Annotated in this window: 8 protein-coding genes; 4 read left to right on the top strand and 4 right to left on the bottom strand. The window is 50.2% G+C overall.

Annotation, left to right across the window (positions count from 1 at the left end; translation table 11 throughout):
- The 4 genes from LBO03_10155 to LBO03_10140 all read left to right on the top strand — a co-directional run.
- A partial coding sequence (locus LBO03_10155) for a hypothetical protein (GenBank protein MDR3349937.1) occupies nucleotides 1–207 on the top strand: 207 nt, incomplete at its 5' end.
- A gap of 190 nt (nucleotides 208–397) precedes the next feature.
- Nucleotides 398–2,032 (top strand): polysaccharide biosynthesis protein, encoded by a 1,635-nt coding sequence (locus tag LBO03_10150; protein MDR3349936.1) that lies wholly within the window; start codon nucleotides 398–400, stop codon nucleotides 2,030–2,032.
- 353 nt (nucleotides 2,033–2,385) lie between these two features.
- Nucleotides 2,386–2,892 carry a methylated-DNA--[protein]-cysteine S-methyltransferase gene (locus tag LBO03_10145; protein ID MDR3349935.1) on the top strand — a complete coding sequence of 169 codons (507 nt, stop codon included), beginning with the start codon at nucleotides 2,386–2,388 and terminating at the stop codon, nucleotides 2,890–2,892.
- Nucleotides 2,889–3,782 carry a DUF1848 domain-containing protein gene (locus LBO03_10140; GenBank protein MDR3349934.1) on the top strand — a complete coding sequence of 298 codons (894 nt, stop codon included), beginning with the start codon at nucleotides 2,889–2,891 and terminating at the stop codon, nucleotides 3,780–3,782. The genes LBO03_10145 and LBO03_10140 overlap by 4 nt, the downstream gene beginning before the upstream one ends.
- A gap of 149 nt (nucleotides 3,783–3,931) precedes the next feature.
- On the opposite strand, the gene LBO03_10135 is transcribed toward LBO03_10140, so the two are convergent.
- The 4 genes from LBO03_10135 to LBO03_10120 form a co-directional block, all read right to left on the bottom strand.
- A complete protein-coding gene (locus tag LBO03_10135) occupies nucleotides 3,932–4,705 on the bottom strand; it encodes an enoyl-CoA hydratase/isomerase family protein (protein ID MDR3349933.1) in 774 nt (257 codons plus the stop codon).
- 295 nt (nucleotides 4,706–5,000) lie between these two features.
- Nucleotides 5,001–5,858 (bottom strand): hypothetical protein, encoded by an 858-nt coding sequence (locus tag LBO03_10130; GenBank protein ID MDR3349932.1) that lies wholly within the window; start codon nucleotides 5,856–5,858, stop codon nucleotides 5,001–5,003.
- The gene (locus tag LBO03_10125; protein MDR3349931.1) at nucleotides 5,855–6,796 is read right to left on the bottom strand and encodes a hypothetical protein; all 942 of its coding nucleotides are present in this window, start codon (nucleotides 6,794–6,796) and stop codon (nucleotides 5,855–5,857) included. Before LBO03_10125 ends, LBO03_10130 begins: the two co-directional genes overlap by 4 nt.
- Nucleotides 6,797–6,821: 25 nt before the next feature.
- Nucleotides 6,822–7,040, bottom strand: a 219-nt coding sequence (locus tag LBO03_10120) for an anion permease (protein ID MDR3349930.1), incomplete at its 5' end; no start/stop codon positions are given.

Here is a 7,040-nt window from a genome sequence, read left to right as displayed (position 1 = left end):
CGGCCGCTTGTCCCGGACAGCGTATTGGCCGGCTATTTCCGCATGGACGCCGAAAACATAGAAGAGCTGCGGCAAAGCAGGTACGTATGGATAGAAAGAAAAGGCCGTGGGCAAACGATCTGGCATACCGATGCGGGCAGGGATATTGCAGGCTCTTTTATTGGCGACGGGCCGCCGGAACAAACAAAAAGCATTACGGCCGATTAAATCCTGTTAACGCTACAATTCAACGCCCATCTTCTGGCGAATTTTCCGCCATGCTTTCTGCCAAAGCCTCGCTGAACATAGGGGTTTGCCTGCGTTTTGCGCCGTGCCTAACTAAAAACTCGCTCAAAATCATGAACATTTCGGATAGTGCAAACAGGCTCTGAAACATTACAAAACCAAGGCGGTGCGCATGACAGCTCACAGCAGCCGGATGTTTTTAAAAGGGACGCTCATACTGGCGGCTTCCGGCATGATCGTAAAAATAATCGGGACGCTGAACTGGATATTCTTGTCAAGGATACTGGGCGGCGAAGGCATAGGCATTTACCAGATGGGTTTTCCCATATACCTTATGGGGCTGACGCTTTCCTCGGCCGGCGTGCCTGTAGCCATATCCATCCTGACGGCGGAAAAAATTGCCCTGTCTGATTATTCGGGCGCGCGGCGGGTATTTGCCCTCGCGCGGCGGCTGCTTTTTGGGACCGGCGTTTTTTTTATGCTGGCGATAATTTTCGGTGCGGGCTGGCTGCTGGATAGTCAAATCATCCGCGACGGCAGGGTTTACTGGTCGCTTATCGCCCTGGCGCCGGCGGTATTCATTGTTACCTATATGTCAAGCATGCGCGGTTATTTGCAAGGCTGGCAGCAAATGTCCCCGACCGCTTTGTCCGAGATTGCCGAGCAGCTTCTGCGGGTGGCGGCAATGCTGCTGTTTGCCTTTTTGCTATTGCCGTGCGGGCTCGAGTACGGCGCGGCCGGCGCCAGTATGGGCGCGGGCGTGGGAGCCCTGGCGGCGTTTTTTGTATTGCTGTTTTTTGTCAGGCGCTTAAACAAAGCGCAAAGCATGAAGTTTGCCCTTGCGGAAAGCATAGCGGGGGAAAGCGATCTGTCCATAATAAAACGCATTTTCCGCCTGGCGCTGCCGATAGCGCTGTCCAGCGTCATGCTGCCCCTGGTCGCCAACCTTGACATGATAATAGTTCCCTGGCGTTTGGCGGCGGCGGGATTTAACGTGCATGATGCAACAAGGCTGTTTGGCTACCTGACCGGCATGGCCATCCCCCTGGTCAACCTGGCTACGCTTTTGACGGCTGCCCTCACCGTATCCTTGGTGCCCGCCATAGCGCAGTCGCGTGCGCTCGGCGACAAAAGGGCCATAATAGAAAAAGCCGCCACGGCGTTCAGGATAGCGATTTTTGTTACTATGCCCGCCGCCGTCGGCCTTTATCTCTTAGCCGGGCCGGTTGCCCGGGTAGTTTACAATTCCCCGGCGGCCGCCGAAATCATCAAGATAACCAGCGGAGCGGTCTTTTTTTTGGGGCTTCATCAGGTAAGCACGGGAATGTTGCAGGGGCTTGGGTTTACCAAAATACCGGCTGCCAGCATGATCGTCGCGGCGGCGGCCAAAGTATTTCTGAACTGGCAGCTGGCCGCCGTGCCCCGGCTTGGCATACTAGGGGCGGGCTGGGCGACGGTCGCCGATATTTCTTTGGCGGCTTTGCTCAATATGTTTTTTATCTGGCGCAACACGGGTTATTTTCTTGAAATAAAGCGGCTGGCGCGCGTACTTTTGGCCACGGCGGCCATGTCGGCCGCCATACTGCCCATTCTGCGCTGGGGGGGGGATGGCGGCGCTTGGAACCTGTTTTTGGCTTTTTTGGCGGGGGCGGCGGTATACATTTCCTGCGCGTTGTTTTTGGGCGCCCTGCCGGCAAAAGACATAAACCAGATACCGATTTTCGGCGAATTTTACGCGAAAACCCGAAAAAAAGCCGCCGGTAAAAACTGCACGGAAATCGATTTTCAAAAAAAGCAGGGAAGATAGGGTATATAGCGCTTCAACTGTTCAACGGCGGCCGGATTCATAAAATCCGTGCCGAAAGGCACAACAGCGATAATGGGCAACGCCTCGTTTCACCCGCCGCAGAAAACGAAAAACCTGTGCCGCAGGCACGACATAAACTTTTGTTTTTGCCCGCCTGCTCTCCGAAGCGCAATCCCATTGAAGGAAATTGGGCAAACATGAAACGCAGCCTGATTGACATCATTCCCGACAGCGAAGATGCTGCAAGTGCCGTTTGCAATTATTTTGATGTTGATACTTTTTAAGCCAGAGCGCTATAGTATGGTTTTAATCTTAGAACAATATAATATCATAAGACAAGGAAGTGACGGAAAATGAGCCTTAATGCCGAATCAGCCCTTTCGCTGCCGGCGGACACGTTCAACTATCGGCACCAAACCCCGCTTGGCGTTTTCAGCGTCCTTGAGCGGCAGGGCGCCTTGGTTGGGCTGTCTTTGAACAAAGAACACGCGGGGAATGATTTTACTTACCGAAAAACCCCGCTGATCGCAAAAGCCGTGAAACAATTAGACGAATACCTATCTGGGGAAAGGAAAGAGTTTGATCTGCCGATCGCGCCCACCGGGACGCAATTTCAACAAAAAGTATGGCAAGCCCTGCGAACTATCGATTATGGGTCAACGCTCAGTTATCAGGCGCTAGCCGAAAGGATAGGCAACCCTAAAGCCTGCCGGGCCGTAGGCGGCGCCAACAATAAAAACCCCATTCTCATTATTGTCCCATGCCACCGCGTGATCGGCAAAGACAATTCCCTGACCGGTTTTGGCGCCGGCCTTGACGTAAAGGCAAAATTGCTGGCGCTGGAAAAGGCGCATAAATGATTATAAGCGCCAGCCGCCGAACCGACATACCCGCTTTTTACTCAAAATGGTTTGTCAACAGGCTGCGCGAGGGCTTTTTTCTCACGCCCAATCCGCGCAACCACAAAAGCGTCGGCAAAGTGCTTTGTTCGCCGCAGGCCATTGACTGCATAGTATTTTGGAGCAAAAATCCCGCGCCCATGTCAGACGCTTTTGCCTTGATAGACCGCTTGGGATATAGATACTACCTGCAATTTAGCCTGACCCCCTACGGGCGCGACATAGAAACAAACCTGCCGGAGAAGAAAGCCCTTGTCAAGACTTTCCGGCAAACTGGCAAAAAAATCGGCGCGGAAAGGCTCGTCTGGCGCTATGACCCGATCATTGTCAGCGAGCAATTCCCCCCGGAGCGCCATGTGGACGCCTTTCGCCGGTTGGCCGGCGCCTTGTCCGGTTACACGCAAAAATGCGTCATCAGTTTTGTTGATTTTTACGCCAAAATCAACAAAAACATCGCGGCCTTCAAATTCAGCCAGCCCACCAGCCCCGTCATGCGTTCGGTAGTCAGGGAATTGGCACTGATCGCCAAAGAAAAAGGTCTGCGCCTTTTTGCCTGTTCGGAAGGGGAAGATTTCAGTTTTTGCGGCGTCAGCCCGGCTTCCTGCATAGACGGCGAAATTAGCGGAAAGCTTGCCGGCCGTCCGCCGAAAGCAAAAAAAGACCCCGGGCAAAGGCCGCTTTGCAATTGCTTGGCAAGCGTCGACATCGGCATGTATGACAGTTGCGTCCACGGCTGCGTTTATTGCTACGCCAACATAAATCAGTCCGTCGCTTTAAAAAACGCCGCCCGGCACGACCCGGCGGCGCCGTTTTTGTTTGGCGCGCCGCTTCCCGGAGCCGCAATCAACTAATTTTTATGCGGCGGCCAATAAATCAGGCAATGCGGCAATCTTTGCCCCGGATCACTTTCTGTGCCCGGAGGCTGCTATGCTCATCGCGTTTTCCCGGGCGGCGCCTGTTCCGTAATTTTCCCGCCGGCAAACATAATGCTTTTTGCCGTTTATTTTTTGCTTTTCATATTGCGCAGAATATCCGCTATGGCATCATTATGAAAATCTGATAAGAAACATAGATCCTGAGCGCCGGCCTCATATTCCAGCAAATTGTCAAAATTAAGTTCAAAGGTGCGGTTTAACAGGCTCTTTGTCATAGCTAAAGAAACATAAGATTTTTTGCATAAAGTTTTCGCGAATTCGTCTACCGCCGGCAACAAGTCATCGGCCTTGACAACTTTTGTGATAAGGCCCAAATCCAACGCTTTATTGGCGTCAAATTTTTCCGCCAGCATAGCCAATTCTTTCGTTTTAGCCAAGCCGATAAGCCTCGGCAGATTATATAGCAGGCCGCAATCAGGTATTAACCCTATATTGGCGAAGGGCAGGCCAAATTTAGACGTATCGGCGGCAAATCTGAAGTCACAGCAACAAGCCAGGGAAAGGCCGCTGCCGGCGACGGCGCCGTTAATCGCGGCTATAAAAATTTTGTCGCTGTTCATGATTGATTTATAAAGAGGAAAAACATTGCGCATCCGTTTGCGGCCGGCGTTTGATCTGTATTTTGTCCCCATTGTCGCCGACAAATCAGCGCCCGAGCAGAATCCGCGGCCTTTGCCGGTAACAACCACTACCTGAATATTGTCGTCTCTTTCCAGTTCGATAAGCGCCAGCCTTATTTCTTCCCGCATGACAAAATCCATAGCGTTAAGCACGTCGGGACGGTTAAAACTAAGTGTGGCTATTTTATCTTTTTTCTCAACAATGATCGTTTCATACATAAAAACCCCTCCCATCGATAATTCGGCACTACAATACGGCGCCTTGCCGCAACCCTCAAGAACAGCTCTCCAAGAGCGGGATTTTGCATCAGGCCTCTCCAAGTAATTAGAAAAATTCAGCAAAAAACCGACAAAGATGAATCGCAAAAGCTAATAGAAAGGCAATTCAAGCGGATAGATAGGATCCGAAGGCGACATTTGAAGAAATGATCGGCGTATTGCGGCAAAACATTCAAACAAGTGCATTTGCGCTGCCGCCTTAATTACCGGAGAGGCCCATTACACCCAGAATATATCAAAAATCCAAAACTACCTCTTCGTAAGCTTGTTTCATCGTTTCAAAAAACTCGTCGAAATCTTCTTCCTCGTTAGATTTCGCGCCGAGCATTATTTGGCGCGGATCATATTTTTTCATTATATCAATATGTATTTGCAGCGGCGGATCCACTTCTTTCAGATTGTCCGCAATTTTTACGTCCCAATCAATGAGCGCTTTGACTTCGTCAACCGTAGCGCCGGGAAAGAGCATGTCTAAATACATTTCTTTAGTTTGCGGGTGAAAACGAAATATGCCTTTTTGGCAGATAAGCGAAGTAGGTCCTTTGCCAACAAGTTTTGCTTTCTGTCTGGCATCCCCGCCGGTCAAATGGCCTGGCGTGGTGATATAGTCTATTTTTTCAACGAATTTGCCTTTTTCCAATTGCATGATGATTGTCGTTTCGCCTGTTGACGAACCTATGTCATTGGCCCCTCCGCTGCCTGGCAACCGAATCTTCGGATTTTCATAATTGCCGCCTTTGCCGAATATGGCCGTAGTATTAATATTGCCGTATTTGTCGATCTGAGCGCCGCCAATGATGCCGCGGTCAATAAATCCTGCCTGGGTATCGCTGAACAGCCGCCACATTTCATGGATCATGAGCGCGTTCTCCGCCGTAGGATTGTCGGCAATGGACCAGGGTACCCGGCGCGATATCGCGCCTACGCCGCCGCCCTCATAAACAAAAATCGAATCTTTCGCGTGAGTATTCTGCGCGATCAGGGCGCTCATCATGGGAAGTCCAATGCCGATAAAAACTCTTTCGCCGTTTTTTATCTCGCGCGCACAGGAAACAGCCATCAGCTCTTTTATTGAATATTTTTCCGCAATCATCTTTTCGCACCACCTTCATAAGCCAAAACAGGGATATTATAATTGTCCCTTTCCATTTTGGCAAGTTTTTCCAAGCGGTCTTTGCCTATTTTATTCAGGAACGCGTTCCAATCTTTAATGTCCAAAACCCATTCTTTCAGCCATTTTTCAAAACCTTCCTGCGTTTTGTTATACAGCATGAAATTGCGCCTGAAAGGCAAATCACACCAATAATAGCCGGCAGTCCACATAGGATGGCTGCAAAACGGTATTTCTACAACAGCGTCCACGCAATAAGCCGGTATGGCGGTAAGATTAGGCAATTTGCGTATCTCGCGCGTCGAAACGATCTCCTCGCAGGTCAAAACGACCTTCTTCGCGGCGCGGGCAAGTGTCGGATCATTCATCAAGATGCCCCATATCTGACCGTTGCCCGCAGTATCGGCCTTTTGAACATGAATAAACACCACGTCCGGGCTGGCGGCGCTGACAAGCGCCACCGGTTCATTAGTGAACGGATCGTCAATAAGTTTTATTTTATCGTTGTACTTGGGAATATCAGAACCGATAAGCGATTTGGTCGCCATAAACGGAATATTCATTGACGCCGCCAAAAACCTTAAACTCGCTGAATAGTTGCTATATTCTTCGATTTCTATCTTTACCGGCACCCCCTTTTCAACCGCGCGGCGATAATTCAGCCCGCTCCCGACCGATCCTATCCAAACATAGGCGCCCTCTACCTTCCTTACGCATCCGGCGCCAATCAAAATATTGCCTATATCCATGATAGATGTGGTCATAAGCGTTAAATCTTTTGCGCCTTGCCTGATTATTTCATAAAGGACCGCAAAGGGGTCTCGCGCCCCCAAGCCGCCAAAACTCATGGAACTGCCATTGGGCAAATATGTTTTTACTGCTTCCTGTAGACTCGTTTGCTTATCTTTATCGCTTCTCATAAATTATTCCCACCTCCGAAATCATTCAAGAAAGACCGACAATCGGCCAATATATAAGCATCCAGGCCAAAACCAAAACAAAGAGAACGGCAGTAAAAGGAACGCCTATCCTAAACATGTCTCCTGGCTTAAAAGCTTCCGTGCCATAGGCGATCATAGTATTCGCCGAATTGACGGGGGTAAGAAAAATATCGTGCGCCATTATACATGTACCCATGAGTATGCCAATAATTGGCAAGGACGG

The sequence above is a fragment of the Acidaminococcales bacterium genome (genome assembly GCA_031290885.1).
Classification (GTDB): domain Bacteria; phylum Bacillota; class Negativicutes; order Acidaminococcales; family JAISLQ01; genus JAISLQ01.
Note: the sequence above shows the minus strand (reverse complement) of the source record. Positions and strands in the feature narration are given on the sequence as shown.